The 24,140-nt window shown below is 66.4% G+C and carries 22 protein-coding genes; 9 read left to right on the forward strand and 13 right to left on the reverse strand.

Annotation, left to right across the window (positions count from 1 at the left end; genetic code table 11):
• Window positions 1–69: 69 nt before the first annotated feature.
• The 8 genes from ABIB35_RS13020 to ABIB35_RS13055 all read right to left on the reverse strand — a co-directional run bounded on the left by ABIB35_RS13020 (window position 70) and on the right by ABIB35_RS13055 (window position 9,225).
• Window positions 70–1,227, reverse strand: a complete 1,158-nt coding sequence (locus ABIB35_RS13020; protein WP_354182001.1) for an XdhC family protein — start codon at window positions 1,225–1,227, stop codon at window positions 70–72.
• A gap of 20 nt (window positions 1,228–1,247) precedes the next feature.
• On the reverse strand, window positions 1,248–2,123 hold the full coding sequence (locus ABIB35_RS13025) for an SRPBCC family protein (RefSeq protein WP_354182003.1): 876 nt from the start codon (window positions 2,121–2,123) through the stop codon (window positions 1,248–1,250).
• Entirely contained in the window at window positions 2,113–3,378 is a 1,266-nt protein-coding gene (locus ABIB35_RS13030) for a vWA domain-containing protein (RefSeq protein ID WP_354182005.1), read from the reverse strand. The genes ABIB35_RS13025 and ABIB35_RS13030 overlap by 11 nt, the downstream gene beginning before the upstream one ends.
• Window positions 3,379–3,386: 8 nt before the next feature.
• Window positions 3,387–4,304 (reverse strand): AAA family ATPase, encoded by a 918-nt coding sequence (locus ABIB35_RS13035; protein ID WP_354182007.1) that lies wholly within the window; start codon window positions 4,302–4,304, stop codon window positions 3,387–3,389.
• On the reverse strand, window positions 4,288–5,226 hold the full coding sequence (locus tag ABIB35_RS13040; protein ID WP_354182009.1) for an XdhC family protein: 939 nt from the start codon (window positions 5,224–5,226) through the stop codon (window positions 4,288–4,290). The genes ABIB35_RS13035 and ABIB35_RS13040 overlap by 17 nt, the downstream gene beginning before the upstream one ends.
• Window positions 5,227–5,330: 104 nt before the next feature.
• Window positions 5,331–7,724 carry an aerobic carbon-monoxide dehydrogenase large subunit gene (locus ABIB35_RS13045; RefSeq protein ID WP_354182010.1) on the reverse strand — a complete coding sequence of 798 codons (2,394 nt, stop codon included), beginning with the start codon at window positions 7,722–7,724 and terminating at the stop codon, window positions 5,331–5,333.
• Entirely contained in the window at window positions 7,721–8,323 is a 603-nt protein-coding gene (locus tag ABIB35_RS13050; RefSeq protein ID WP_354182012.1) for a (2Fe-2S)-binding protein, read from the reverse strand. The genes ABIB35_RS13045 and ABIB35_RS13050 overlap by 4 nt, the downstream gene beginning before the upstream one ends.
• Window positions 8,324–8,328: 5 nt before the next feature.
• Complete coding sequence (locus ABIB35_RS13055; RefSeq protein WP_354182014.1) at window positions 8,329–9,225, reverse strand: FAD binding domain-containing protein; 897 nt, start codon at window positions 9,223–9,225, stop codon at window positions 8,329–8,331.
• A gap of 184 nt (window positions 9,226–9,409) precedes the next feature.
• On the opposite strand from ABIB35_RS13055, the gene ABIB35_RS13060 reads away from it, so the two are divergent.
• Window positions 9,410–10,408 (forward strand): LysR family transcriptional regulator, encoded by a 999-nt coding sequence (locus ABIB35_RS13060; protein ID WP_354182016.1) that lies wholly within the window; start codon window positions 9,410–9,412, stop codon window positions 10,406–10,408.
• Here ABIB35_RS13060 and ABIB35_RS13065 read toward each other — a convergent pair.
• A complete protein-coding gene (locus ABIB35_RS13065) occupies window positions 10,391–10,882 on the reverse strand; it encodes a universal stress protein (RefSeq protein WP_354182018.1) in 492 nt (163 codons plus the stop codon). The genes ABIB35_RS13060 and ABIB35_RS13065 overlap by 18 nt on opposite strands.
• Window positions 10,883–11,027: 145 nt before the next feature.
• On the opposite strand from ABIB35_RS13065, the gene ABIB35_RS13070 reads away from it, so the two are divergent.
• Window positions 11,028–11,456 (forward strand): DUF1003 domain-containing protein, encoded by a 429-nt coding sequence (locus ABIB35_RS13070; protein ID WP_354182020.1) that lies wholly within the window; start codon window positions 11,028–11,030, stop codon window positions 11,454–11,456.
• An 85-nt stretch (window positions 11,457–11,541) separates the two neighbouring features.
• On the opposite strand, the gene ABIB35_RS13075 is transcribed toward ABIB35_RS13070, so the two are convergent.
• On the reverse strand, window positions 11,542–12,918 hold the full coding sequence (locus tag ABIB35_RS13075) for an MFS transporter (protein WP_354182022.1): 1,377 nt from the start codon (window positions 12,916–12,918) through the stop codon (window positions 11,542–11,544).
• A gap of 734 nt (window positions 12,919–13,652) precedes the next feature.
• On the opposite strand from ABIB35_RS13075, the gene ABIB35_RS13080 reads away from it, so the two are divergent.
• Window positions 13,653–14,678 (forward strand): zinc-binding dehydrogenase, encoded by a 1,026-nt coding sequence (locus ABIB35_RS13080; protein ID WP_354182024.1) that lies wholly within the window; start codon window positions 13,653–13,655, stop codon window positions 14,676–14,678.
• Window positions 14,679–14,799: 121 nt separating this feature from the next.
• On the opposite strand, the gene ABIB35_RS13085 is transcribed toward ABIB35_RS13080, so the two are convergent.
• Together ABIB35_RS13085 and ABIB35_RS13090 are read right to left on the reverse strand one after the other, a co-directional pair.
• On the reverse strand, window positions 14,800–15,330 hold the full coding sequence (locus ABIB35_RS13085) for a hypothetical protein (RefSeq protein ID WP_354182026.1): 531 nt from the start codon (window positions 15,328–15,330) through the stop codon (window positions 14,800–14,802).
• Between the two features lie 114 nt (window positions 15,331–15,444).
• Window positions 15,445–15,747 carry an endo alpha-1,4 polygalactosaminidase gene (locus tag ABIB35_RS13090; protein ID WP_354182028.1) on the reverse strand — a complete coding sequence of 101 codons (303 nt, stop codon included), beginning with the start codon at window positions 15,745–15,747 and terminating at the stop codon, window positions 15,445–15,447.
• Between the two features lie 326 nt (window positions 15,748–16,073).
• Here ABIB35_RS13090 and folP point away from each other — a divergent pair, with 326 nt between their 5' ends.
• The gene (folP, locus tag ABIB35_RS13095) at window positions 16,074–17,066 is read left to right on the forward strand and encodes a dihydropteroate synthase (RefSeq protein WP_354182030.1); all 993 of its coding nucleotides are present in this window, start codon (window positions 16,074–16,076) and stop codon (window positions 17,064–17,066) included.
• A gap of 8 nt (window positions 17,067–17,074) precedes the next feature.
• On the forward strand, window positions 17,075–17,896 hold the full coding sequence (locus ABIB35_RS13100) for a pyrimidine reductase family protein (RefSeq protein WP_354182032.1): 822 nt from the start codon (window positions 17,075–17,077) through the stop codon (window positions 17,894–17,896).
• On the opposite strand, the gene ABIB35_RS13105 is transcribed toward ABIB35_RS13100, so the two are convergent.
• Window positions 17,863–19,101 carry an amidohydrolase gene (locus tag ABIB35_RS13105; RefSeq protein WP_354182034.1) on the reverse strand — a complete coding sequence of 413 codons (1,239 nt, stop codon included), beginning with the start codon at window positions 19,099–19,101 and terminating at the stop codon, window positions 17,863–17,865. The genes ABIB35_RS13100 and ABIB35_RS13105 overlap by 34 nt on opposite strands.
• A gap of 271 nt (window positions 19,102–19,372) precedes the next feature.
• Here ABIB35_RS13105 and ABIB35_RS13110 point away from each other — a divergent pair, with 271 nt between their 5' ends.
• The 4 genes from ABIB35_RS13110 to bsh all read left to right on the forward strand — a co-directional run bounded on the left by ABIB35_RS13110 (window position 19,373) and on the right by bsh (window position 23,792).
• A complete protein-coding gene (locus ABIB35_RS13110; protein ID WP_354182036.1) occupies window positions 19,373–20,116 on the forward strand; it encodes a GntR family transcriptional regulator in 744 nt (247 codons plus the stop codon).
• Window positions 20,113–21,099, forward strand: coding sequence for an ornithine cyclodeaminase family protein (locus ABIB35_RS13115; RefSeq protein WP_354182038.1), 987 nt, complete (start codon window positions 20,113–20,115; stop codon window positions 21,097–21,099). The genes ABIB35_RS13110 and ABIB35_RS13115 overlap by 4 nt, the downstream gene beginning before the upstream one ends.
• Window positions 21,100–21,156: 57 nt before the next feature.
• Window positions 21,157–22,461: an MFS transporter gene (locus ABIB35_RS13120; protein ID WP_354182040.1), complete on the forward strand. Its 1,305-nt coding sequence runs from the start codon at window positions 21,157–21,159 to the stop codon at window positions 22,459–22,461.
• Window positions 22,462–22,844: 383 nt separating this feature from the next.
• A complete protein-coding gene (gene bsh, locus ABIB35_RS13125; RefSeq protein WP_354182042.1) occupies window positions 22,845–23,792 on the forward strand; it encodes a choloylglycine hydrolase in 948 nt (315 codons plus the stop codon).
• Window positions 23,793–24,140: the final 348 nt, after the last annotated feature.

The following is a 24,140-nucleotide window of genomic DNA, read 5'->3' on the forward strand; positions in this document are numbered from 1 at the left end:
AACGCAAACTCCACCTGAACCGTTCACGGGTTGGACATTATCCTGTTGGGATCACCATCCTGTCGGGTATCACCGCCGGCCGGTGGCATCGAGAGCCAACGGCGGGACGTCGTCGTGGTGGATCCGTTCCCGGAGCAGCCGCAGCGGCAGATTGGAACCGCCCCAGGCTTCGGAAATGAATTCGGCGGCAATGGACACCGCCGTTTCCTCCGGAGTCCGGGCCCCCAAATCGAGGCCGACCGGACTGCGCAGGGCTGCCAGGTGATCTTCGCTGATCCCTGCGTCCCGGAGGCGCCGTACCCGGTCATCATGTGTGCGGCGTGATCCCATCGCGCCGATGTAGGCCACCGTCGGTCCCCGCAGCACCGTCTCCAGCAGCGGAACATCGAACTTGGGATCGTGGGTCAGCACGCACACCACGCTGCGGGCATCTATCCCTCCGGTGCGGATCTGGTCCATGTAATAGTCATGCGGCCAGGCCACGATCACTTTCTCGGCGTCAGGAAACCGGGCAGCGGTGGCAAAGACCGGTCTCGCGTCGCACACCGTGACCCGGTAGCCCAGGAACGCCCCCAGCCTGGACAGGGCGGAGGCAAAATCGATGGCGCCGAACACCAGCAGCCGCGGAGCGGGGGCAAAAGCCGCGAAGAACACGCTCATGCCGGAATCCAGCCGCTCGCCCTCCGGGCCGTAGGTCAACGTGGTGCTGCGTCCGGCGGCCAGAAGTCCCAGGGCATCATCGGCCACCGCCTGATCCGCCCGGGTACTGCCCAGGCTCCCGGAGCTGCTCACGGCAGTCACCACCAGATGTGCCCCAATCCGGGCGGGATCCGGATGCTCAATGATGGTGGCTACTCCGATTGGCTGCCCGGCCCGGATAGCGGTATCTAGTGCGGCAAGTTCGGGAAAAGTTGCCCGCGACACCGGTTCCACAAACACATCAATGGTTCCGCCGCACGTCAGTCCCACAGCAAAGGCGTCATCATCGCTCACGCCGTACCGGGCCAGCACGGGCACACCGTCGCGGATGCACTGGCTTCCCAGCTCAAAGACCGCGCCTTCCACGCACCCGCCGGAGACTGAACCGGTGACCGTTCCGGCTTCCGTTACGAGCATCCCCGCACCCGGAGGCCGCGGCGCGGAATCGAAGGTCCGCACTACGGTTGCCAGTGCCGTGGTGCGGCCTGCTTCCCCCTCGGCGAGCAGAACTGAAAGAAGATCGCGCATGCTTTTCCGCCCCCTTTGCCTCAGCCGTTGAGACGGGCGGCGCGGCGGCCCAGCTGATAGGCGATTACCGCCACGGCCGAGTATAACCAGAGCTGGACGGCCGGCGTGCGCAGTTGCTCGCCCGCCATGCCGCGCATCAGTGCCAGGCCGTCAAGCCCCTCCGGGGTACGGGCCGACGCTGATGCCAGGGGTACGCTCGCTCTGCGGGGACCGGAGGCCACCGGAAGCGGCCGCGGCAGCCGCTCACCGCCAGGTCCGGCAGGTGCAGGTGATTGCCCGGCAGGTGTAGGTTCGGCGCTGACCGGCCCGGCGCTGCCCGGCCCGGCAGCGGCAGGGACCGCGCCCTCGTCGTAACCTCCGGTGTGCGGACCGCCCGGCAGAGGGGTCTGGGCTGCGCCGGAGGCCGGTTCCGCTTCAGCGGCCAGCTGGGCCGGTACTCCGGCGGCACCGTTGCCGGCTATCAGCTCCTGCAGATTGGCCGCAAACACGCTCATCAACTGCTCGGTGACGCTGCCGATCACGCCCTTGCCCATGGCCGCGGCCTTGCCGGAGAGCGCAATGTTGGCGCTGACCAGTCCCTGGGTTCCGGATCCGGCTTCTTCGAGTTGGAGGACCACGGTGGCCTGGACGGTGCCCTGGCCGCGGGTCTCCTTGGCTGAGCCCTGTAGGACAGCACGCCGTGACTGCCCATCCCGTTCGAGCACGTTAAGCTGGCCGCGGTACTGCAGCGAGAACGGGCCTAGCTTGACCTTCATGCCCACCTGGTAGGCGTCGTCATTGAGCTTGTTCAGGATTTCGGCGCCCGGAATACATCCGGCCACCGATCCGAAGTCCATGATGGTCTCCCAGACCTCGTCGGTCAGCGCTTCGACGGTAAAGGTGCTGTCAATGTCCATGAGCGGATCCTGTTCTCTCAAAAGGGTGGGTGGAGGTTTCCGACCGGGCCAGCGCTCCGGCCAATTCGGTGAGAGCGGTGTAGCTGTGTCCGCTGACAAACGCGGAACAGTAGGGCAGGGCAGCGGCCATTCCGCCGGCCAGCGGCGCGAAGCCCGGTGCCGCCTTGCGGGGATTGACCCAGATGACCCGGTGGGCGAGCCGCTGGAGGCGCGCCATCTCACGGTCAACCTGGGCTGGATCATCCTGCGTCCAACCGTCAGAGAAAATGACGACGACGGCGCCGCGCGCGAGTCCGCGCCGTCCGTAGCGGTCCAGGAAGACGCGCAGCCCGGCCGCTAGCCTGGTCCCGCTGTCCCACCCGTCGGTTCCGGCACCGGCCTGGCCCAGTGCAGTGTCGGGGTGTTGGACGGACAGCTGCCGGGTCAGCCTGGTCAATCCGGTGGAGAAAACGAACGCCTCGGCCCGCGAACCGGTGACCGCACCCTGCAGCAGAGTGAGATAGACCCGGGTGAAGGCAGTCATGGAGCCTGAGACATCGCACAGCAGGACCAGCCGCCGCTGGGCGGTCATTCGTTCGGCCCGGACCAGCGTCACCGGCAGGCCTCCGGTCCGCCGCGCAGCCCGTGCGCTTCGCCGCGGATCCAGCCGCCCCCGGTGGCCGGCCGGGCGGGTCCGGCGGGTCCGGCGCAGGGGTGTGGAGAGGTGAATCTGCCGGACGAGCAGCCGTACCTGGGCCAGCTCGGCTTCGCTGAGGTCGGCGAAATTTTTGGTGTGCAGGTGCTCCCGGTCCGAGCTGTACATCAGCACGGCATCCCGGGCCGGTGGTTCCGAGGCATCGGAGCCTCCCGGCGCCGACGGGACCGGTTTATCTGCGGGGTCCGGTTCGGTGCAGGCGGGCTGCTGGAGGCGGCGGGCCTGTTCGGCTGCCGGCTTCGGCCGGGGTTCGGAGCCTGCTGCCGGGGGAGCGTTGGGATCGCCGCGGCTGTCCGACGGGTCCAGCAGGCCGTCAAACAGGGCCGCGAACACGGCGTCGAACACCGGAATCTGCGCGGCGTCACGGAGCATCACCACCCGCGCGGTCCAATACAGGTCGCTGCGTACCGCCGGAGGCACCAGGGCCAGCGCCTGGGCGAGGCGGGCCGAACGGTCCGGTGACACGCCAATCCCGGCCCGGCGGAGGGCGGTGCCCAGGCCGGCGGCAAAAGCGGCGGTTTCGAACCGGGGCTGCAAAGACCCGTCAGCTGTCAGTGTCATCGACGCAGTCACCGTCCGCCGGCCAGCCAGGCTGCACCGCGTCCGAGGGCGAGGTCCAGGTCTTCGCGGTTCTTCAGAACCGTCCCCCAGGTGCGGTCCACGGCTGCCGCGCTGAGATGTTCAACATCGAGAAGAGCCAGTGCGGAGACCCAATCGATGGCTTCGGAGATACCCGGCGGCTTGGCGAGGTCCAGGCTGCGCAGCCGGTCCAGCGCGGCCGCCGCTTCCAGCGCCAGCGGGCCGCGGGCGGCGGGCACCCGGCGCCGGATGATCTCGGCAACCCGTTCCGGTGTCGGGTAATCGATCCAGTGATAGAGGCAGCGCCGGGTTAGCGCGTCATGCAGGTCGCGGGTGCGGTTAGAGGTCAGGACCACAATGGGCGGATAGGCGGCCTGCACGGTTCCCAGCTCGGGAATGGTCACTGCCGACTCTGCCAGCAGCTCAAACGTAAAGGCCTCAAACTCGGCATCTGCCCGGTCAATCTCATCCAGCAGCAGGACGGCAGGGCGAGGACCGGGGTGCTCCAGGGCACGCAGCAGGGGACGGCGGAGCAGGTAGCCGGAGCTGTAGAGGTCCGATTCCTGGACCGAGACGCCGTCGGCTTCAGCCACCCGGATGCCCAGCAGCTGTCGGGGATAGTTCCACTCATAGAGCGCTTCCGCGGCATCAATGCCTTCATAGCACTGCAGCCGGTACAAGGGGGTGTCCAGCAGAGTGGCCAGGGCTTTGGCCGCTTCGGTTTTCCCGACGCCGGGCTCACCCTCGAGCAGGATCGGCTGCGGGAGCCTGGCGGCGAGGAACAGGGCGGTGGCCAGGCCGGGGTCGGCGAGGTAGTCAATACCATCCAGGGCTGCGGACAATGAGTCGGGATCCGGGAACGCCACCGCGGAAATCCGCCCCGCTGCCGTCTCAGGAGAGGGCTGCATAGCGCTCCGGATCCGAGACGTAGGCGTTCCGGCAGCCCGGAGAACAGAAGTAGCGGACAGCTCCGCGCACAGTGGCCTGCAGCGCCGTCCCGGTGATGCTGACCTGCATGCCGCAGACCGGATCCGCGGCCTGCAGAGCCGTTGCTGCCGGAACTGTTGCAGCTGCCGGTCTCCGGTCGCGGCCCTGCGCCCGGAGCAACGTGTATTCAGCGAGGATCGCCAGTGCGGTTTCGGCCGGAGTCCGGGCTCCGAGAGCCAGCCCGGCCGGACTGTGGATCAGCCGGCGTGCCTCGTCGTCGACGTCCAATGACGCGAGCACCTCAGCCGCCCGGCGGGCACTGGCCACCAGGGCAATGTAGGGAATGTTGGCGGCGAGGGCGGCCAGCAGTGCAGCTTCCTCGTCCCGTCCGTGGGAGGCAACGATCACCGCTGCATCGCCCGGAACGGGCTGGATGCCGGTTCCGCCGGTCAGCCCGCCGCTGTCCACCAGCTCGACGTCGAGGTCCAGACAGGCGCCGAGTGCACTAAGCGAGCGGGCCACGGGAGTGTCTCCGACCACCAGCAGATGTGGCGCGGGCAGCTGGGGCTGCAGGAAAATTTCGATGGCTCCTCCGCTCAGGCAGGGATTGGTCACTTCCACCGCACCCTCCCCGGCTGTCCGGGACCCAGTGCCGGGCAGGACCCGGAGCAGCAGCGGCTCGCCGCTGACCAGAGTCTGCAGCCCGTAGTTCCGCACCGAGTCCTGCACACAGTTTCCGCCCACAAAACCGTGCAGGGCGCCGTCGGCATCAAGCAGTGCGGTATCACCGGCACGCGCACTCGTTGGCCGCTCCGCCCGCACCACGGTGGCCCGCACGTACGGTTCATGGTGCGCCTCATACGCCAGCGCCCTCTGCGCAAGATCTGCCGGCAGGTTGTCCATCCTCGGTTCCTTCAGTTGGCGGGATACGGGCTAGGTGGGATACGGGCCAGGCGGGATACGGGTGCTTGGCGGGTCACGGGGCCGGTGGGCCGGGCAGCCCGTGATCAGATGGGCGGCGTCGGATGTCCCTGCATCGCGGCCCAGACCCGGGCCGGAGTGCAGGGCATGTCCATGTGCGCGATGCCGAACGGGGCCAGTGCGTCCACCACTGCGTTGACAATGGCAGGAGGTGAGCCGACCGTTGCGGATTCCCCCACTCCCTTTGCGCCGATCGGATGGTGCGGGGAGGGGGTGACGGTAAAACCGGTTTCCCAGGTGGGGACTTCCATGGCGGTGGGGATGAGGTAGTCCATCAGCGACCCGCCCAGGCAGTTGCCCTCGGCGTCGAACTCGATGAATTCCATCAGCGCCATGCCCACGCCGTCGGTCAGCCCGCCGTGGATCTGCCCCTCGATGATCATGGGGTTGATTCGGGTGCCGCAGTCGTCGACGGCGATGAACCGGCGGACTTTCACCCGTGCCGTGCCCGGATCGATGTCCACCACGCAGATGTACGCACCGAACGGAAACGTCAGGTTGGGCGGGTCGTAGGTGACTTCGGCATCGAGGTTGCCGTCCACGCCGTCGGGCAGCGCGACTGTGCCATGGGCGCCCATGGCGATTTCGGCCATGGTCTTGGCCGCAGAGGGATCGCCCTTGACGAACCAGCGGCCCTTTTCCCATTCCAGGTCCTCTGGCCTGGTTTCGAGCATGGCGGCAGCGATGAGCCGGGCCTTGTCTCGGATCTTGCGCGAGACCAGCGCCACCGCCCCGCCGCTGACCGGAGTGGACCGGCTGCCGTACGTGCCCAGCCCAAACGGTGTCTGGTCCGTGTCGCCGTGGACCACCTCAATGTCTTCAGGGGGAATGCCCAGCTCCTCGGCCACGATCTGGGCGAAGGTGGTTTCATGGCCCTGTCCCTGGCTTTGCACGGAAAGCCGCACCACGGCCTTGCCGGTGGGATGGATCCGCAGCTCGGCGCCGTCGGCCATGCCCAGGCCCACAATGTCCATATGCTTACGGGGTCCGGCGCCCACGGTTTCGGTAAAGAAGGATATCCCGATGCCCATCAGCTCCCCGCGGGCGCGTTTCTCCGCCTGTTCCGCCCGCAGCTCGTCATAACCGGCAATGTCCAGGGCCTGGCGCAGGGTCGGTTCATAGTTTCCGGAGTCGTATTCCCAGCCGGTTTTGTTTTTGTAGGGGAACTGCTCGGGCTGAATGAAGTTTTTCATCCGCAGCACCGCCGGATCCATATCCAGGCGCCGGGCCAGCATGTCCACCAGACGCTCCACCAGGTACACGGCCTCGGTGACGCGGAAGGAGCACGCATAGGCCACCCCGCCGGGGGCCTTGTTGGTGTAGGTTCCGGTGACCTTGCAGTAGGCAGCTTCCAGGTCGTAGCTGCCCGTGAAGATGTGGAAAAAACCGGCCGGATATTTGGTGGGCTGTGCTGTGGCGTTGAAGGCGCCGTGGTCGGCCAGAACGTTGGTGCGCAGGCCGAGAATTTTGCCGTCGCGGGTGGCCGCAATTTCGCCCTGCATGACGTAGTCGCGGGCGAAGGACGTGGACATCAGGTTCTCGGAGCGGTCCTCCACCCACTTCACCGGCCGGCCGGTCACGATGGAGCCCACCACCGCCAGGATATAGCCCGGATAGATGCCCACCTTGTTCCCGAAGCCGCCGCCGATGTCGGGGGAGATGACCCGGATCTTGTGTTCCGGAATCCCTGCCACCATGGCGAAGAGCGTGCGGTGGGCGTGCGGGGCCTGGGAGGTTTCATAGAGCGTGAGCTTGCCCTCCACCGGATCGAAGTCCGCCACGGCGCCGCAGGTTTCCATGGGCGCCGGATGCACCCGGGGATAGATGATCTCCTGTTCGACAACGACGTCGGCCCTTGCGAACACGGCCTCCGTTTCCGCGGCGTTCCCGGCTTCCCAGTCGAAGATGTGATTATCCGTCCGCCCGGGCATCTCATCGCGGATGACGGGGGCGTCCGGATCCAGGGCGTGCCGCACGTCGATGACCGGGGGCAGGGCTTCATATTCCACTTCGATCAGTTCCAGCGCATCGCGGGCCGCGTAGCGGTCTTCGGCCACCACAAAGGCAACCTCCTGGCCCTGGAAGCGGACCTTGTCCGTGGCCAGGACAGCCTGCACATCGGCGGAAAGTGTGGGAGCCCAGGCCAGGTTCAGGCCTTCCAGATCCTTGCCGGTAATGACCGCCACCACTTTGGGATGGGCCATCGCCTCCGAAGTGTCGATGGAAATCAGCCGCGCATGCGCCAGGGGGGAGCGGAGAATGGCGCCGTGCAGCATGCCCGGAAGCACAATGTCATCTACGTAGTGTCCGCGTCCGCGGACAAACCGGGGATCCTCCTTGCGCTGCATCCGGCCGAAGCCGATGGGCCGGTCGGGGCTGTCGGCAGCGTGGTTGGCTTCTCGTTCCGGAGTCAGTGTCATGGTGCCGTCTCCTCTTCACTGCCCATGGTGGGGGTGGGGCTGGTCCCGGTGACGGTGGCGGCGGTCTCCGGGATGTCACGGATATCGACGTCGTTGGCGAATTCGCCGTCGTACTCTGAGCTGCCGGCAAACCCGGTGGTGTCCGGATGGTCGGCCGCCCACTGGATGGAGCGGACAATGGTGGTGTAGCCGGTGCAGCGGCAGATCTGGCCGGAGATGGCTTCGCGGATTTCGCCGTCGTCGGGCGCCGGATTCTTGTCCAGCAGCGCACGGGCGGTGAGCATCATTCCGGGGGTGCAGAAACCGCACTGCAGGCCGTGTTCGGCCATGAAACCCTGCTGGACCGGATCCAGCCGGCCTTCGGTTTCCAGGCCCTCGACGGTGCGGATGGAGTGGCCGTCGGCCATGGCGGCCAGCACGGTGCAGGACTTCACCGGTTCTCCGTCCATCAGCACCACGCAGGCCCCGCAGTTAGTGGTGTCACAGCCCCAGTGGGTGCCGGTCATGCCCAGGTTTTCGCGGAGGTAATGCACCAGCAGGACTCGGGGTTCGGCCTCGCCGGTCACCTCGGCATCATTGATGTTCAGTCGGATTTCCACTGCGGTCAGCCCTTCCGGGGAACGGCGCGGTCACAGGAGCGGGTGAGCACGCGGCGGGTGAGTTCTTCTGCGAGGTGGCGCTTGTAGTCGATCGGTCCGCGCTGGTCTGCCACCGGGTCGCAGGCAGCGGCGGCCAGGCGTGCGGCTTCGTTGATGACGGCGGTACCGGGCGCCTCGCCCAGCAGCACTTCTTCGGCCGCCGTGGCTGTGCCGTTCAGTCCCACCGCTGTCAGCCCGATCGAGGCAGCGGCGATGGTTCCGTCAGCGGAGAGCGCGACGGCGGCTCCCGCGGCGGCGATCGCCCAGTCACCGACGCGGCGCTCCACCTTTTCGTAGGAGCTGCCCTGCCCGGGAACGATCGGAAAGCTGATCTCGCAGAGCACCTCATTGGGTGCGGCCGCAGTTTCGTAGGCCCCGCGGTGGAACTGGTCCATGCTCAGGGTGCGCTCGCCGCCGGGGCCGCGGAGCAGCACTTCGGCGCGCAGTACGGTGCAGACAGTGGAGAGGTCTTCGGCCGGATCCGCTTGGCAGAGCGACCCGCCGATGGTGCCGCGGTTGCGCACCACCGGATCGGCGATGAAGCGCTCGGCCTCGGCGATGATCGGGTAGAGCCCGCCGGCCTCGGGGGACTCCAGCAGCGTGGTGTGCCGGGTGAGGGCGCCGACGCGAAGCCGTTCCGGTTCACGGACAATGAAATCCAGCTCAAACAGGTCGTTGATGTCGATCAGCCACTCCGGCCGGGCCAGACGGAGTTTCATCATCGGCAGGAGGCTGTGGCCGCCGGCTACAATCCGGGATTCCGGGCCGTAACGGTCCAGGAGGGTGATGGCGTCAGCCACGTCCGCGGCACGCGCGTAGTCAAATGGAGCCGGTATCTGCACGATATCCCCTTTGATATCCATCGCTGCGGTCCCCGTGCCGTACGCACCGTTATCCGCGCTGGTGCGCTCAGGTTGCTCCCCGCCCGATGAGGTGTCAATATCCTCCTAAGCGAAAGGTTATGACGCCTATGCCCACGATGATGTGGTGCGATGAATCCCGGCCGGCAGTGGCTGACAGCAAAGCCGCTATGAGAGGGAGCCCGCGGTGACGCTGAGCCAGCTGCGCACCTTTGCGCTGGTGGCGCGGCTGGGCTCCCTGCGCGCTGCGGCGCGCGAGCTCGGTATCAGCGAACCGGCGGTTTCCGCTGCGCTGGCGGCGCTGCGCACCGATCTGGGTGATGCGCTGGTGGTTCGCTCGGGAGGCGGCATCGCGCTCACCCCCGGCGGCCGGGCCCTGGCCGCCTATGCGCAGGAGATCGTGGGGCTGGTGGACCAATCCCGGCGCGAAGTGACCCGCGCCCAGCGCGAGGGCGAGGAACTGAGGATCCTGGCGACCCCCGCCTTCGCCGAACACGCGGCCGGCCGGCTGCTCCAGGCCTACGCCCGCCGTCATCCCGGCCCGGCAGCCAAGGTGGTGGTGGATACGGCCGACGACGCCGGTGCCCTGCTGCGCGAACGGGCCTACGACATTGCGCTGGGCACCCGGCCTGCCCGCAGCAGCACGCCGCTGCATACGATGCCGTTTCTGCGCTACCGACGCGTCCTGGTAGCTGCCCCCAATCATCCGCTGACCGCTGTGGCCCCGGCCCGGGTGCCTGTCCGGGCACTGGCCCAGCGCTGGTTCTCCGGCCCCTCCGCCGGCGGACCGGTGGAGGAGCAGCGCTGGTTTGCCGGGCTGCCGGCGGTCCCTGACGTGGTGCAGCTGGACAGTGAAGCCGCCGCGCTGGCGGCGGTGCGCGCCGGGGAGGGCCTGATGCTCGCCGTCGTGCATGTGATCCGCCGCGAGCTGGCCACCGGCGGACTGGTACAGCTGGCCTTTCCCGGCACGCCGCTGGTCGGAATGTGGTGGGCCAGCACGCTGGCACCCGGGCGGGTTCCTGCTGCGGCGGATTCGCTGCTGCGGTTCGCCGGAAGCGCGGAGGCAACCGAGGCGATGATGTCCGTGGAAGGACCCCGCGGGCTGGTGCGCCGCGGAACGCAGGTCCATGTGGCGCTGTGGAGCAGCCGTGGGGCCGTGGCCCCGTCTTCAGATCGGGAAGTCTGATGGCCCGGATACTCCTTTGGAGGTCTTCGGGCGGATGATCAGGACCGGGCAGGGTGCGTGGTTGACCACCTGGGAGGAGACCGATCCGAGGTGCAACCCGTGAAATCCGCCCTGCCCCCGTGAGCCGACAACCACAAGATCCGCTTCCGGAGCGGCTTTGATGATCACTGAAGCGGCCGAATGATGGTGAACAACCTGCCCCGTGGCCCTCACGCCCGCATCCACAGCGAACTTCAGCGCCTTGGCATAGAGCTTCTCGGCGTCTTCCTCCGGGGATGCTACAACGGCAAGTCCACCCGCGGCCGTTTCCAGCACCGAGGGAAACCATGCCAGCGGCGGTTTGTTCCAGACCGTGATCAGGCGGAGCCGGCCGTTGCGCTGCCGGGCCTCATCCACTGCCCAGCTCAGTGCCAGCTGAGCGTCCGGGGAACCGTCAACGCCAACAACAATCGTGAATGAGCTGCCACTGGTCATTTGCGCTACCTTTCATGGGCCTCTTTGAGCATCCTAGACCCGCGTTTCCGTGCTGTTCAGGGTCGACGGTGCTCCGGCTGGCCCGGGACCCGAAAACCAGCCGCAGGAACCAGGACGGGGTTTGAGCAGGAAGCTACGCTGAGGCATGACCGATGCACACAGGACCTGGCACGAGAAACAAAAGCAAACGCTCACCAAAGGTGAGCGGGCCGCTGACTTCATGCGCAACGGGATGGGCAGCTGGCCGTTCGTGGGAGGATTCATAGGCTTCATGATGGTGTGGGCGGCCGTCAACACATGGGCGCTGGCGAGCAACGCCTGGGATCCCTACCCCTACATCCTGCTGAATCTCTTTTTATCCATGCTGGCCGGGTTGCAGGGAGCCATCCTTCTCATTGCGGCCAAGCGGCAGGATGCCATCGCCGGTGCCATGGCTAAAAACGACTACGAGACCAATGTTGCGGCGAAGAAAGAAATAGAGCTGCTGATGTCGATTAACCAGCAGCAGCTGCAAATCCTGCGGGAACTCCAGGGTCTAAAAGTCAGCGGTCTCGACCCCCGACAAGGGCGCTGACACGCCCGGCATGGCACCCCCGGCATGGCACCCCCGGCATACGGGCCGGGGCCGGCCGGGCGATATGTCGGATTCCGGCCGGGCGCTACGTCGGATGCCGCGCGTTCTTCGGGTTGCGGATGCCCAGCAGTGCAGCCAGGCCGGCCGCGACAAACAGTCCGGCCGTGACCAGTGCGGTCTGCCGAAAGCCCGCGTAGCCCAGCGCTCCGCCGGAAATCGTGCCGACCAGCGCCACTGACACCAGCCCGGCAACCCGGGACACCGCGTTGTTGACCGCTGAGCCGATCCCCGCCTGATCCTCCTGGAGAGCGCCGAGGACCGCCGTGGTCAGCGGCGCCACCATCACGCCTAGTCCGACGCCGAACAGCAGCAGCCCCGGCAGCAGTTCGGTGAGGAAGTGCACCGGCGGCTGAACACCGAGCATCAGCAGGAACCCGGTGCCGCAGATAGCCGGTCCCACCGTCATAAACAGCCGCGGTCCGTACGTTCCGGCAAGTCTGCCAAAGAAGGCGGACAGCGCCAGCATGGCGATGGGCAGGGGGAGCGAGATAAATCCGGCTTCGATGGCGCTAAAGCCGGCGGCTTCCTGCACAAAAACCGTCACTGAGAAGGACCCCAGGGAGATCGCAGCGTAGGCCGCCGCCGTCACCAGGTTTCCGTAGCGGAAATTGCGCGCCCGGAACAGGGAGAGCGGCATCATTGGTGCATCCGTCCGTGCTTCGCGGACCAGAAAGAGCGCCAGGGCCAGCAGGCCAAGGCCCAGGGAAACGACGACGGCGGGATTCCCCCAGCCAAGCCGCTCCTGTTCGATCAGGGCATAGACCGGCCCGGCGAGCCCGGCGACCGCCAACAGGCCGCCCGGGATGTCAAGAGAGGTGCGCCTCCGTGCGGTGCTGTCCGGCAGCCCCCTCATCAGCAGCAAGGTGACCGTGACCGGGAGGACATTCACCGCGAAAATCCATCTCCAGCTGGCCAGGTCCACCAGGAATCCGCCCAGCAGCGGGCCGATGATGGCGGCCGTTCCCGTCCAGGCGGTCCACTGACCAATGGCGCGGGCGCGCGCGGAGCCCTGATACGTCGTCGTTATCAGTGCCAGCGAGCCCGGGACCAGCAGGGCAGCCGTCATGCCCTGGACCGCCCGCGCAAAGATCAGTACTGCGGGATCCCACGCGAGGGAGCAGGCCAGGGAGGCCGCGCCAAACCCGATGAGCCCGATGCGGAGGATCCGCAGCCGGCCAAAGGCATCGGACAGGGAACCGGCCAGCAGGATTAGTGCGCCGAGGGTGAGCGTGTAGGCGTTCACGGTCCATTGCTGGGTGGCCAGCCCGCCGCCGAGTTCCGCGCTGATGGCGGGCAGGGCCACCGTAACGATGGTGCCGTCCAGGAAGGCAACGAAGGAGGACAGGACGGCGATGGCCAGTAGACGGGACCTACCTGACGGACCAGCGGCTGCATCTGCCATCGTGTGTAGGTCCTTTCGGTGTGAGGTATGGCCTACATGCTGGCACCGTGCAGCGGGTTATGACAGGTGGGTCTCCTCTCACCGGCTGGATGCTGATTTCTGCGACCACCGCTGTATCCAGCGGCGGGCTGCCAAGAATGAGACGGCGATTGGAAGGACGGGCAGCACGAACCCCTGTGACGCGACCAAAAATGCGTAAAGGACCCAGAGCAGTACCGCGGTGACAACCCACCCGGTCAGCGTGCGGCGAGTAACCGGTGGGAGGGGAGGCGTCAGCCCGGCCATTTTGCGTTGCTTTGCCTCTAGCCCAGCCCCCCACGCGAAGGGGCTCAAAATGAAGACGGACAGAACCACGCCGAGGACCGAAGCAATGGACTCGGACAGTCCGGGAAGCTCAAACATGATCCGGGCGAGGGGGTCCACGAGCACGAACGTCAGGACGAGCCACAGGTAAAACCGCCTTTGCCGCCGAGGCAACTCTGCCCATGTTCGATTGTCGTGGGCGAAGCGTTTAGCCGAGTCGTCCGTAGGTTCCATGACGCGTGTTCCCCCTGGCAAGCGGATATGTGTCCTGATCATAATCCTGCGCCCGGGCACAGGAGCAGCATCAGTGCAGCAACGCCATATCCTGCTGCGGACAGAAGCTGTCCGCCACTACTCCTACTGTGGCTCTTGGCCGGCCGCTAAGGGTTGGCCGTCGACAGCAGACGCCGTTCCGAGCAGAGGATTTCCCAGTGGCCAGTGCCCATTCATCAACCACCCGAGAATGTGTTCTTACCTCGCACCGCACAGACCTCGCCACCCCGCCGTCCAAATATCTAGCCGTCCGCGGCGCAGAGCGGTCCGTATTGGAGCCCGGACAGGTGAGGGTGCGCAATGACTTTCTGCAGCTCACAGCCGTAATGGCTGACCTGATGTCGGAGAACCCTGGCCTCCCGATGCCGCCCTATCCGGTGGGCGCGCCGCTGTGGGGCGGAGCCGTGGGAACCGTTGTCGAATCTGCCTCCGAACTTGCGGTGGGAACAGCTGTTCAGCATATGAAGGGTTGGCGGGAGGAGAGCGTGGGCGATGCGTCGCTGTTTTACCCGGTCCCGGGTGACGTGCTTCCGGGCATCGAGTATTTCCTCAACCAGGGGGTCACCGCCCATCACGGCATGGCCGATGTGGCTGCTGTGGGGGAAGGGGACGTAGTGTTTGTTAGTGGAGCCGCCGGCGGGGTGGGATCTCTGGCGGGGCAGATAGCCAAGGCGCTCGGCGCGCGGATTGTGATCGGCAGTGCAGGCAGCGCCGAGAAAGCCAGGTATCTGGTGGAGGATTTGGGCTTCGATGCTGCCATCAACTATCGCGACGGCCGGGTCCTGGAACAGCTGGCCGAGTTGGCGCCCGAGGGCATCAACGTCTTCTTTGACACCGTGGGCGGCGCTCAGTTCGAGGCAGCCGTGCAAGCTGCGTCGCCCAAGGCCCGGTTTGCCCTGTGCGGCACGCTTGCGGGGCAGGTCGACGGCGGGATGGGCGGCTTCCCTCGCCTGGACATCATGACGGCAATCGTCAAGCAGCTGAACATCCGCCCCTTCTCGACGCTGCACACTCCGGAACAGCTTGCCGCGTGGGGAACGCACTATGGCCGATGGCTCTCGGAAGGCAAACTGGTCTTTCCTCACACCATCATCGGCGGCGGGCTCCAGAGCGCGCCTGAGGCACTCGATGCCCTCCTCCGAGGAGAGCACAGGGGCAACGTCCTGGTCCGCATGGCAACCTGAAGCCGCCGGCTGGCTTTACCCACCCGGCTGGCTTTACCCACCCGGCAGGTCGCCGCCCGCCCGCCCGCCAACTGCCTGCGCTCGTCGCAGGGCCATCCGCAGCTCTTCGGTGGCGGCTACATCACCGGCGGTCCATGCCAGGGCGCGGCGCGTGGCGGCGAGATTCACGTTCCATGCGGATCGTATTTGCCGCACCAGCCACGACCAGCAGTGCAAATAGAAACACAGCCTGCGGGACCGTCAGGAATCCCACGTACAAGGAGGCAAATAGTGTCAGCGCACCGAAGGCAGCTGTGGGTGTATACCGCGTCCTAACAGCCAGCAGGACCAATGCAATCCCGTAGACGGGAGTGAAAATCGCGCTCCAGAAAAAGGGAACAGAGAGGGCGGCGAGGCCTGTCAAGGCTGCCAGAGCCCCGCGCTGCCGGCGAATCCCGGCCTGGCGCTCCCGAGCTGCAGTGAGCACATAGGACAGAAGAATCAAGGCGACCGGTAGGGCCGCCCAGAGTCCTTCGATGACAACCGGCGTCAGGGCATTGTCCGTCAAGAGCCTGACCAGTGCAGCCAGTGATCCCACGGTCACAGCTCCGATCAGCGCAGCGTCGGATGTGCGGTCGGCGACGACTTCCGAGGCCATGAACTGATGCGTCATCGGTGAGTCCATTCGGATAAATGAGCACATTCGGGGTGCGGCGGCCGGTGAGACGGTGTGTTTCTTACACGCTACATTGCAGCGGGCGCAACGGAAGTCCGCTGCGCGTGGGCACTAGCAGGGTTCTCTGGCCGCCCCGAGGTCCAAGGGTTTGAGCATTGAGGAAAGTCCTCTTTCCCGGGACTCGGCGCAGAAGTCCAGGGGGCCTTCATATTCGACGTGCAGGACGGCTTTGCCGGCCTCCGCAAAGGGGATGTAGGCATTGCACTCGGTGTACAGGACGCACTCCTCGTTGACGGCAAAGTCAAAATCATCCACAAGGTCGGGGATCTGGTCGAGGTCGTTTTTCAGTGCCACGGACAAGCCGCGGTCATGGGCCAGCCCGGCAACCGCCCGGCGCATTAAAGAGTTTGACATGTCCCGGTGACGGAATCACTCCCGGGTTCGCGGCCAGGAAAGAAACGCCCTGCGCCGCGCGTCAATGTCCTTCGCCACCCCGGCGTCGGGCCGGTTGCCGAAGTCGACCGGGACGTAGCCGAGCTTCCGGACGCGTCCCAGGCCGGGTGGTCGCGGCCAGAACCGTTGCCGTTAGGCCACCCAGCACCGGGCCCAGAATCAGGACAATGCCGCGCCGGACCGCCTCAAGCAGTGCACCCCGGACGAGCGAGCCCGCGTGATCGGCCAAACTGCCTGCAGCACTGTGAGGGAGCCGCTGTCACCCGGGGCCACCGTAGGATGCAAATATGAGTTTGAACCGCGCTGCACACCGTCCCGGTGCCACAACGGGCAGCCCAGAAGGCATTCCCGTCACGTCCGTGCAGGCCGGAGCCTACGAACCGCCGCTCCTGCACCCGGTCCACCGCATCGGGGCACGCACCCTTGATTTCCGCCGCCGGGTTGCGCTGATGGCCATCATTAACCGCACTCCGGACTCGTTCTACGACGCCGGACGCACGTTTGCGCTGGGTGCTGCGGTGGAGGCGGCGGTGCAGGCAGTGCACGACGGCGCGGACTGGGTGGACATAGGCGGCGTTCCGTTCGCACCGGGTCCAGCGGTGGACGCCGCGCAGGAAACCGCCCGGGTGGTTCCGGTCATCAGGGCTGTCAGGGAGAGCAGTGACGTGATTATTTCCGCGGATACGTTCCTGCCTGCAGTTGCCGAAGCAGCGATTGAAGCCGGCGCCACCGTCATTAACGACACCACTGGCCTCTCCAACCCGGATCTGGCCCGGGTGGCAGCTCAGGGCGGCGTGCATCTGGTCATCACCCACAGCCTTGCCGCTCCCCGCACGGCGTATCCGGCCCCGCAGTACGGTGACGTGGTGGCGGAGGTGGCGGAGTTCCTGCGCAGGCGCAGCGACTACGCACAGGAGCTGGGTGTGTCACCGGAAAAGATCATCATTGACCCCGGCCATGACCTCAACAAAAACACCCTCCACTCACTCGAACTCACCCGCCGGCTCGCGGAGATTGCAGCGCTGGGCTATCCGGTGCTGGCCGCGGTCTCCAACAAGGACTTTGTCGGCGAAACTCTGGATGCAGCGAAACCGGACCGTGTGGAGGGCTCTCTGGCCGCGGGGGTCGCCAGCATCATGAACGGTGCCAGGATCCTTCGGATGCACAATGTACCCGCCGCCTCCAGTGCCATCCGGATGACCGAGGCCATCCTCGGGTGGCGGGCGCCCGCCTACCTCCGTCACAATATGGGCGACTCCAACGCGGCGGCGGGCGCATGAGTGCACCCATGAGCGCACCCATCAGCGCACCCATCACCGCCGCCGGCTCCGCGGGTGCGCTCAGCGACGACGAACTGCTGGCTGCCTACGCTTGGGATTTCCCCGCAGCCCCGCCGGACCGCCCGCACTTCCGGTTCAATTTTGTGGTCTCGGTGGACGGCGCAGCAGCCATTGACGGCCGTTCCGGCGGGCTCGGGGACGGTGCGGACCACCGGGTGTTCGGGCTGCTGCGGCGCACCGCCGACGTCATTCTGGTGGGGGCGGGAACAGTGCGCGCCGAGGGGTACTCCGGGGAACTCCTGGATCCGGACGCGCAGTCCTGGCGTGCCTCGCGCGCAATGGCACCTCATCCGGGACTTGCCGTCGTCTCGGGCGCCCTGGACCTGGATCCGGAGGGCCCGCTGTTCCGGCAGGCTCCTGTCCGCCCGCTGATCCTGACAGTTGACTCCGCCCCGGCGGACCGGAAGGCAGCGCTGGAGCGGGTTGCCGACGTCGTTGTGGCGGGGGAGCGGACACTGGAACCGCACCGGGCGGCCGCGGTTCTCGCGGACCGCGGGTTTCACCGGGTGCTCTGCGAAGGCGGGCCGAGGCTCTTCGCCTCCTTCCAGCATGCGGGCCTGGTGGATGACCTGTGCCTGACGGTCAGTCCGCTGCTGGCGGCGGGGAACTCCACCCGCATCACGGCGGGAACGCCGGAGCTCACACCGCACCGGCTGGAACTGGCGCACGTCCTGCGGGGCGCAGACACGCTGCTCCTGCGGTATCGCAGCCTCTCAGGACCGAAGCCTGAAGAGGCTCATACCAACTCCAAGCCTTCAGCCACCACATGACCGCGGTGGATGACGGTGCGGCCGGGCAGCCTGTCCATGACCGCCGCCGTCACCGTTTCGCCTTCAACCAGGACCAGCTCGGCGGGGTCTCCCACCGTGAGTCCGGGGCGGTCCGCCTCGGAGGACAAGCGTTGCGCCTGGGGGTCGATCACGCTGGCCCCGCCGATGGTGGCTACCGCAACGCAGTGTTCAACCAGCTCGTCGGACCGGAACTTGCTGGTGAAAGCCAGCTGCCAGGTCCTCTCCAGCATGTCCGCATTCCCGTACGGGGACCAGTAATCCCGCTGCCCGTCCTGCCCCAGGCCTACCCGGACCCCGGCCGCCGCCAGCTGCCGCAGCGGCAGCGGCGCCCCGGCAGGGGCGATGGTGGCCATCGAGACGTCCAAAGCCGCCATGTCTTCGAGGAGTTCCCGGAGCTGGTTCTCGGGCAGCTCCGCCAAGCCGTAACCGTGGGAAATGGTCACCAGTCCCTGCATGCCGAGCGCCTTGGTGCGTTCCAGGATCAGCTGGGCGCTGAACAGGCCCAGCTGGCCGGGCTCGTGCAGGTGGATATCCACCGGGACGCTGTACTTTTGGGCGAGGCCGAAGACGATATCCAGGTGCCGGACCGGATCCCGGTCCAGGGCGCAGGGATCGATGCCGCCAACCACGTCGGCACCCAGCCGCAGGGCCTCCTCCAGGATTTCTGCGCTGCCCGGTTCACGAAGCAGGCCCGCCTGCGGGAACGCTATGACCGCAACATCTGCCCGGTTCCGGTGGGCTTCACGGGCCGCAAGGACGCCTTCGAACCGCTCCAGCCCGGCATCACTATCCACCTGGGCATAGCTGCGGACCCGAGTGGTGCCGCGGGCAATCATCGCTGCCAAGCAGGTGGTGGTGCGGTCGGCAATCGACGCTTCTGCGCTGCGCCAGTTGTTCCTGTCATTGAGCATCATGTTCCACACGCCGGGCGATCCGGTGTGCGGGCGGAAGGGCAAGCCAATCCTGGTGGAATCAAGGTGCACATGGACGTCGGAGAAGGAGGGCAGCAGGATTCGGCCGCGGCCTTCGACGACGACGGCGGCCGGCGGTTCGGCGGTATCGGGCGTCCCGCTGCCGGCGGGATCTGAGGCCGCCGGCCTCACTGCGGCGATCGATCCGCCGTCAAGCACCACATCAGCGCCCTCGCCGCCCCAGGGGCGGACGTTCCGGAGAATAACGGTCATTTTGCTCCCCCGATGGCAGGAAAGCTGCAAAGCCCGGTGTTGCGGGGGAGCCGGAACAGATCCCTGCCCACGGTCAATGGTGCCCAGATATTCACGTCGATGCCCTTCTTTTGGTGGAGGCGGAGGTCAGATGCCCCGCCAGTGTAACCGGCTTTTCGGGGTATGGAACCCGTTCTGAATACCAAACAAGGAATTATTGGTATTTTCAGTCAGAAAAGTGCATCATTGGCATACCAAATAGCACTGAGTATCGACGGCAAGGAGGATCCCCATGGAGGACCTGGAACCGTCAAGGGTGGAAGCCAGCCTGTCTCAGCAGGTGGCGGACGCGCTGCGGGAACGGATCATCTCCGGCCGGCTGCCGGGCGGCAGCAAACTGAATGAACGTGAGCTGTCGGCGGAGCTGCAGGTCTCCCGCATCCCTCTGCGGGAGGCGCTGCCCCTGCTGGAGGCGGAGGGGTTCATCCATTCTGAAGCCAGGCGCGGAAGCGTTGTGCACACGTTCACGCTTCGGGATGCTGAGGAAGTGTTCGACCTTCGGCTACGGCTGGAGCCCTTTGCGGCAGCGTGTGCCGCGCGTCGGGTTGCTGCCGGTGCGAGCCCTGAAAACCTGCTGGCGGACCTCGAGTGTGCCCGCACCGGCATTCCGGGGGAGCAGGCATCCGGACGGAACTCCGACCTGCACGAGGGGATTGTCCGGTTGGCGGACCACGACCTGCTGCGGCGGATGTCCAGCCTGCTCAACGGCCGTGTCCGCTGGCTGTTCCGTCTCACTCCCGAGCGCGATACGCCGGGAATGTGGGATGAGCACGCCGAACTGGTCCACGCCATTGCTGCCGGCCAGCCGGCCCTTGCCGAAGCATTGGCGGGCGCCCATGTGGAACGGGGGCGTTCTGCCTCCCTTGCGTACCTCCGCGGCCGGCTGCCGAGCGAGGCAGTGCCGCGTCCCGGCCCGAGAACCCGCAACCGGGATCTTCCGCAACCCGCCAGTGCCAACCATCCGAGGAATCCATGACGCTCATCCTGACCGCTTCAGTTCTTGAAACCCTGGCCGACATGCCGGCCACCATCACCGCCGTCGAGCAGGCTTTCGCGGCCATCGCCACGGGTGATGCCTGTCAGCCGGCGCCCACCTCCATGCAGCTGCCCTCCTCCGAGGGGCGCTACCTTGTGATGGCCGGGCTCGCTGACGCGCAGCGGCTGGCCGGAGCGAAGCTCCTTTCCGACCTTCCCGGGAACCTCGACGTCGGATTGCCCAGCCAGCGCTCCAGCATTGTGCTGGCAGATCAGCAGACCGGGGAAACGCTGGCCCTGCTGGACGGGCGGGTGCCAACACGGGTGCGGACGGCTGCCGCCAGTGCGGTGGCCAGCAGGTATCTTGGCCGGCCGGACAGCACCACTCTTGGACTTATCGGCGCAGGTGCCCTCGCCGTCGCGCATGTCGAAGCCATGCTCGCCGTGCTGCCGATAAACACCGTCATGGTGTGGTCACGCAGCAGCGCCACCGTGGAAGCATTCCGGGCCAAAGTAGCCCACCAGCCCGTCCATGTCATCACCGCGGCGAGCGTGCAGGAAGTAGTGGAAGGCGCAGATATCCTCTGCACGCTGACGCCGTCGGTGAATCCCCTGGTGCGGGGCGAGTGGTTTCCCCCGGGGGCGCACGTGAACGCTGTCGGGGCGCGCCCCCGGCCCACCCACCGCGAGATCGATTCCGCCGGAATTGCCCGGTCCAGCCTCTTTGTGGACCGCATTGCCACCGCCGCGGAGAAATCGGGAGACCTGTTGATGGCGGTCAGCGAGGGGGCGATATCGCTGGACCACATCCGGGGAGAACTGGGTGACGTTGTTGCGGGTAAGAGTCCCGGCCGCCGAAGCGAAACGGAGATCACCCTCTTCGACTCCGTGGGGATCGGTATGCAGGATGTGGCCATTGGGCGCCTGCTCTACGACGCGGCGCTCCGGCAGGGACTCGGCATCGAGGTGAATATGGCAGGGTGATGCCGGTGGTGGGCGGGGCATCCATCGCAGGTGGGTCTTTCAAACTATCCTCGGGGTATGAAACACGCGCCCCAAGCCGCAGCCGGACTGAAGGCCCTCGACGAGGCGACCCGCGTCCGCGTCCAGCGCCGGACTCTGACGGTAGTTGTTCTCAGCCAGATCCTCGGCGGGGCCGGGTTGGCCGCCGGAGTCACGGTAGGTGCGCTGCTGGCCCAGGACATGCTGGGATCGGACGGCCTTGCCGGACTTCCCGCCGGGCTCTTCACCCTTGGCTCCGCGCTGACTGCCTACCTGGTGGGGCAGCTGACCCAACGGTCGGGACGGCGCGTGGGCCTTGGGGCGGGCTTTGCCGCGGGCGGCGTGGGCGCCTTCGGAGTGGTTGGTGCCGCCGTCGTCGGCAGTCCGGTATTGCTCTTTATTGCCCTCTTTGTCTACGGGGCGGGAACCGCCACCAATCTGCAGGCGCGGTATGCCGGAACCGATCTGGCGCTTCCGGCCCGGCGGGGGCAGTCGATCAGTATTGCGATGGTCTCCACGACGGTGGGTGCGGTGGCTGGCCCTAACCTGGTCACCCCCATGGGCAGCCTTGCTACGGGACTGGGGATTCCCGCCCTGGCTGGTCCCTTCCTGCTGGCCGGTGCAGCGTACCTTGCCGCCGGCGTCGTGCTCCTGATCTTTCTGCGGCCCGATCCGTTCCTCCTGGCCCGTCGGCTGAGGGGCGGCGCGCTCGCAGCCAATGACGACGCCGCTGCCGCGGGTGTCCCGGGCCCGGTGCCGGTGTCGGGGAGACCGGCAACCGGGGTGTATGTGGGTGCGGCCGTGATGGTGCTGACCCAGATTGCGATGGTGGCGATCATGACGATGACCCCGGTCCACATGCGGGTCCACCACCACGGCCTTGCCGATGTTGGCCTGGTGATCGGGGTGCACATTGGTGCGATGTACCTGCCCTCGCTCGTGACCGGGATCCTCGTGGATCGGGTGGGGCGCACACCGATGGCGGTGGCTGCGGGCGTGACCCTGTTGCTTGCCGGTGTCACGGCGGCCCTTGCACCGGGAGACTCGCTGGGCCTGCTAATGCTTGCTCTGGCACTGCTGGGACTGGGCTGGAACTTTGGCCTCATCGCCGGCACCGCGCTGGTGGTCGATAACACCGCAGCCGACATCCGTCCGCGGGTGCAGGGCAAAATCGATGTGCTGGTGGCCCTTGCCGGGGCCGGCGGCGGCATGCTGTCCGGTGTGGTCATGGCCGGTACCAGCTACGCCACACTCTCCCTGTCCGGCGGCATCTTAGCTTTAATGCTCGTTCCGGTGCTGCTCTGGGCGCGGCGCCGCACAGTTATGGCTGCGGCGCCCCGGTAATCGGTCCGCTGCCTTTGGGTGCCCACCCCGGCCCACCGGGCGATCGATCTGTACTTCGACAGCTACGCCGACGCCGCGTCACCAATACTGCCGCGGCTGACTTTATTGGCCAGCTTTCCGCCGCTGGGACAACCTTTACGGGTCTGTTCTCCACTATCGGTGACAGGTGACAGCTGAGGCGTAATGGACTGTTGAATACGGATGCGGAGTCCAACTTTGGCGAGCATGCCTGCCGCGGACAGAGGGTCCGGACTTAAGCTGAAACGGGCAGGGAGATGACGAGCCGGGCGACCGGCTCCGTAATTCCTTGACGGCACTCAGGCTTAGGGCCCACAGATCACGCGGAGCTCTTCCAGGGCTTCTCCATAACAGGGAGCATCCACATGTGTACAGGCATTAGGTACTCGGACGGCAGTGGCAACCTTTATCTCGCACGTAACCTCGACTGGACCAGCGGCTACGGGGAACGGGTGGTGCTGACTCCCACCGGGTACGGCACCAAGTCGCCGTTCGGTGCGGTGCCGAGCATTGCGCACGCCGTGATCGGCATGGGGATTGTGCAGGAGGACACACCGCTCTACTTCGACTGCGGCAATGACGCGGGACTGGCTGTTGCGGGCCTGAACTTCCCGGGGTACGCGCAGTCTGCAGCGGGTCCGGTGGAGGGTAAAACAAACGTCCCCGCGTTCGAGTTTCCGCTGTGGGTGGCCTCCCAGTTCGCTTCTGTGGACGAGGTCGAGGCCGCACTGGCCAACGTTGCCATTGTGGACAGGCCCATCAACGAGACGTATGCGAGCTCGCTGCTGCACTGGATCATCGGCGACTCGAAGCGGGCCATTGTGGTGGAGTACACGAGCGAGGGCATGCAGATCTTCCATGACGACGTCGACGTCCTGGCCAACCAGCCCGGCTTTAACTGGCACCACGAGAATCTGCGCAATTACCTCAATGCGTCGCCCGAGTTCCCCGCGGAGGTGGTGCTCCGTCAGGCGCATTTGGTTCCGTTCGGCTCGGGGTCGCTCATGCGGGGGATTCCCGGTGACTACTACTCGCCGTCCCGGTTTGTGCGTGCGGCCTACGTCAACGCGCACTACCCGGACAAGACCACCGAAGAGGAAAACGTCAGCCGCGCGTTCCACACCCTGCAACAGGTTGCGATGGTGGAGGGCTGCGCCGCCATGGGCTCGGGGGAGTTTGAAAAGACCGTCTACACCGGTCTTTTCTCGTCCCGGACCATGACCTATTACTGGAACACCTACGAGGACCCGGCCATCCAAAGCGTAGCGATGGCCGACCATAAGGCTGACGGAACGGAGCTTGTGGTCGCCTAGGGCATTTTCCCTGCTAACCCCGGCCGTCCGCATTCAGCCGGGCGGCCTGCCGGGTCAGGTGCTCCTGGCCCCGGATCCGCTACCACTTTGGGCTTCCGCGCACCCTTTGGGCAACCCGGGACCCGGATCCGCTGCCACTTTGGGCTTCCGCGCACCCTTTGGGCAACGCAGCACCCGGATCCGCTACCACTTTGGGCTTCCGCGCACCCTTTGGGCAACCCCGCACCCGGATCCGCTACCACTTTGGGCTTCCGCGCACCTTTTGGGAAATCGCTGCCGGTCCGCACCGGCAGTAGAATCCCAAACCGGATGCGCCTGCCCAAAACAGTCGCGGTTTCTTCGGTTACA

The sequence above is a fragment of the Arthrobacter sp. UYP6 genome (assembly GCF_040547315.1).
In the GTDB taxonomy this organism is placed as follows: Bacteria; Actinomycetota; Actinomycetes; order Actinomycetales; family Micrococcaceae; genus Arthrobacter_B.

Coding starts and splice junctions, on each gene's coding strand:
- ABIB35_RS13105 (WP_354182034.1), bottom strand. CDS start 19,101: ATGACCGTTATTCTCCGGAACGTCCGCCCCTGGGGCGGCGAGGGCGCT.
- ABIB35_RS13020 (WP_354182001.1), bottom strand. CDS start 1,227: ATGCGCGATCTTCTTTCAGTTCTGCTCGCCGAGGGGGAAGCAGGCCGC.
- bsh (WP_354182042.1), top strand. CDS start 22,845: ATGTGTACAGGCATTAGGTACTCGGACGGCAGTGGCAACCTTTATCTC.
- ABIB35_RS13065 (WP_354182018.1), bottom strand. CDS start 10,882: ATGACCAGTGGCAGCTCATTCACGATTGTTGTTGGCGTTGACGGTTCC.
- ABIB35_RS13040 (WP_354182009.1), bottom strand. CDS start 5,226: ATGGACAACCTGCCGGCAGATCTTGCGCAGAGGGCGCTGGCGTATGAG.
- ABIB35_RS13115 (WP_354182038.1), top strand. CDS start 20,113: ATGACGCTCATCCTGACCGCTTCAGTTCTTGAAACCCTGGCCGACATG.
- ABIB35_RS13085 (WP_354182026.1), bottom strand. CDS start 15,330: ATGACGCATCAGTTCATGGCCTCGGAAGTCGTCGCCGACCGCACATCC.
- folP (WP_354182030.1), top strand. CDS start 16,074: ATGAGTTTGAACCGCGCTGCACACCGTCCCGGTGCCACAACGGGCAGC.
- ABIB35_RS13070 (WP_354182020.1), top strand. CDS start 11,028: ATGACCGATGCACACAGGACCTGGCACGAGAAACAAAAGCAAACGCTC.
- ABIB35_RS13110 (WP_354182036.1), top strand. CDS start 19,373: ATGGAGGACCTGGAACCGTCAAGGGTGGAAGCCAGCCTGTCTCAGCAG.
- ABIB35_RS13035 (WP_354182007.1), bottom strand. CDS start 4,304: ATGCAGCCCTCTCCTGAGACGGCAGCGGGGCGGATTTCCGCGGTGGCG.
- ABIB35_RS13025 (WP_354182003.1), bottom strand. CDS start 2,123: ATGGACATTGACAGCACCTTTACCGTCGAAGCGCTGACCGACGAGGTC.
- ABIB35_RS13030 (WP_354182005.1), bottom strand. CDS start 3,378: ATGACACTGACAGCTGACGGGTCTTTGCAGCCCCGGTTCGAAACCGCC.
- ABIB35_RS13045 (WP_354182010.1), bottom strand. CDS start 7,724: ATGACACTGACTCCGGAACGAGAAGCCAACCACGCTGCCGACAGCCCC.
- ABIB35_RS13120 (WP_354182040.1), top strand. CDS start 21,157: ATGAAACACGCGCCCCAAGCCGCAGCCGGACTGAAGGCCCTCGACGAG.
- ABIB35_RS13100 (WP_354182032.1), top strand. CDS start 17,075: ATGAGCGCACCCATCAGCGCACCCATCACCGCCGCCGGCTCCGCGGGT.
- ABIB35_RS13075 (WP_354182022.1), bottom strand. CDS start 12,918: ATGGCAGATGCAGCCGCTGGTCCGTCAGGTAGGTCCCGTCTACTGGCC.
- ABIB35_RS13090 (WP_354182028.1), bottom strand. CDS start 15,747: ATGTCAAACTCTTTAATGCGCCGGGCGGTTGCCGGGCTGGCCCATGAC.
- ABIB35_RS13055 (WP_354182014.1), bottom strand. CDS start 9,225: ATGGATATCAAAGGGGATATCGTGCAGATACCGGCTCCATTTGACTAC.